The organism is Streptomyces graminilatus (assembly GCF_001418565.1).
Classification (GTDB): Bacteria; Actinomycetota; Actinomycetes; order Streptomycetales; family Streptomycetaceae; genus Streptomyces; species Streptomyces graminilatus.
On the sequence record NZ_LIQQ01000774.1, the window covers coordinates 1 to 1,834 of the forward strand.

Annotated in this window: 2 protein-coding genes and 1 pseudogene; 1 reads left to right on the forward strand and 2 read right to left on the reverse strand. The window is 72.8% G+C overall.

Annotation, left to right across the window (positions count from 1 at the left end):
* Together AOK08_RS41400 and AOK08_RS41405 are read right to left on the reverse strand one after the other, a co-directional pair.
* Positions 1-521 (reverse strand): annotated as a pseudogene (locus AOK08_RS41400) (hypothetical protein); the annotation flags it as partial.
* A 162-nt stretch (positions 522-683) separates the two neighbouring features.
* On the reverse strand, positions 684-944 hold the full coding sequence (locus AOK08_RS41405; protein ID WP_006382737.1) for a helix-turn-helix domain-containing protein: 261 nt from the start codon (positions 942-944) through the stop codon (positions 684-686).
* A 32-nt stretch (positions 945-976) separates the two neighbouring features.
* On the opposite strand from AOK08_RS41405, the gene map reads away from it, so the two are divergent.
* On the forward strand, positions 977-1,768 hold the full coding sequence (gene map / locus AOK08_RS41410) for a type I methionyl aminopeptidase (RefSeq protein ID WP_055535678.1): 792 nt from the start codon (positions 977-979) through the stop codon (positions 1,766-1,768).
* Positions 1,769-1,834 lie beyond the last annotated feature (66 nt).

Consider the following 1,834-nt stretch of genomic DNA (forward strand, 5'->3'; position numbering starts at 1 on the left):
GCCCGGCTCACCGTCCGGCGGGCCAACTGGTCCAGGCGGTACCGGAGTTCGACGCAGCGGGCGGAGGCGCGCTCATGGTCGTCGTGGGCCCAGGCGAGGTCGAGGCGGAGACTCTCGGCCTCCTCCTGGGTGGCGGCGGAGCCGAGCGACCGCCCGATGTCGGCGACCCGCTCGGCGGCGTACCGCTGCTCCCGGAGCATCACGTCGAGCCGGTCGCCGAGCGCGTCGCGGGCGCCGGGACGGGCGTCGAACACGTCGAGGGACGCCTGGCGCAGGGCACGCGCCCGCTCGGCCTCCGGAGCGACGGCGCCCGTCGGGCCCCCGGCGGCGAGATCCTGGAGCAGCGCCTCCACGACGTCCCAGGGCGGCACGTCGTACCCCTCCAGGCAGGCGCGCATACCGTCCGGGTCGCGCTGCCAGAACACGGCACACCAACCCGCGCCCTGATCGAGGCGGGCCAGCAGCCCGTGCAGATACCGCGCGAACTCCCGCGCTTGCTCCGGGAGTTGTTCCACCGCCATGACGCCCACCCCATGCCCGAACGGAGTTGTCCGCCCCGTAGAAAACACCAGTCGTGTTACAGACGGGCTACGAAGGGTTTTCGGACCCGACGCAGAGTACTCCGCGCCCAGCGGAACGTAACGGGAACCACTGACACATTGGCCGGAACCACCCTCCGCGACTCACGCCGCGACGGGGGCCAACGGCTCGCACCGCCCCACCAGTTCGTCCATGGACAGTCCGAGGACCCGCGCCAGCGCCGCGACCGTGAAGAACGCCGGGGTCGGCGCACGGCCCGTCTCAATTTTGCGGAGGGTCTCGGCGGAGATACCGGCGTGGGCCGCGATCTGCGCCATGCTGCGGCCACCACGCGCCTCACGCAGCAGCCGGCCGAGCCGCTCGCCGCGTTCACGCTCTTCGGGGGTGAGAGGAGTGCGTACCATGCCGCCATTCTAATACCGGTATAGTAATTGGCATGGTGGAACTCAAGACGGACACAGACATCGACGCCATGTACGCGGCGGGCCAGGTGGTCGGCAGAGCCCTGACCGCTGTTCGGGAAGCCGCTGACGTGGGTGTTTCCCTGCTGGAGCTGGACGAGGTGGCGCACGGCGTGCTGCGCGCGGCCGGGGCGACCTCCCCCTTCCTCGGCTACCACCCCGCCTTCGCGCCCGCCCCGTTCCCGGCGGTGATCTGCGCCTCGGTGAACGACGCGATCGTGCACGGCATCCCGGACGGCTACCGGCTGCGCGACGGCGACCTCGTCTCCATCGACTTCGGCGCCCAGCTCGGCGGCTGGGCGGGCGACTCGGCGATCAGCTTCATCGTGGGCGAACCGCGCCCGGCCGACGTACGGCTCGTCGAGACCGCCGAGCGGGCCCTAGCGGCGGGCATCGCGGCGGCGGTCGTCGGCAACCGCGTCGGCGACATCGCCCACGCGGTCGGCGAGGTGTGCCGTACGGCGGGGTACGGCATCCCGGAGGGCTTCGGCGGCCACGGCATCGGCCGCCGGATGCACGAGGACCCGCCCGTCCCCAACGAGGGCCGCCCCGGCCGGGGCATGCCGCTGCGCCACGGCCTGGTCCTGGCGATCGAGCCGATGCTGATCGGCAGCGGCAAGGACGGCTACCACGAGGCCCCGGACGGCTGGACCCTCCGCACGAACGACGGCTCCCGCGCGGCCCACGCGGAACACACGGTGGCGATCACGGAATCGGGCCCACGGGTACTCACGGCCCGCCAGGAGGCCCACACAAGCCGGACGTGACCACCGGCTCCACGCACGCCATGCGCGGCACGGGCGGCGCGGGCAGCCCGTGCCGCGCATGGCGTG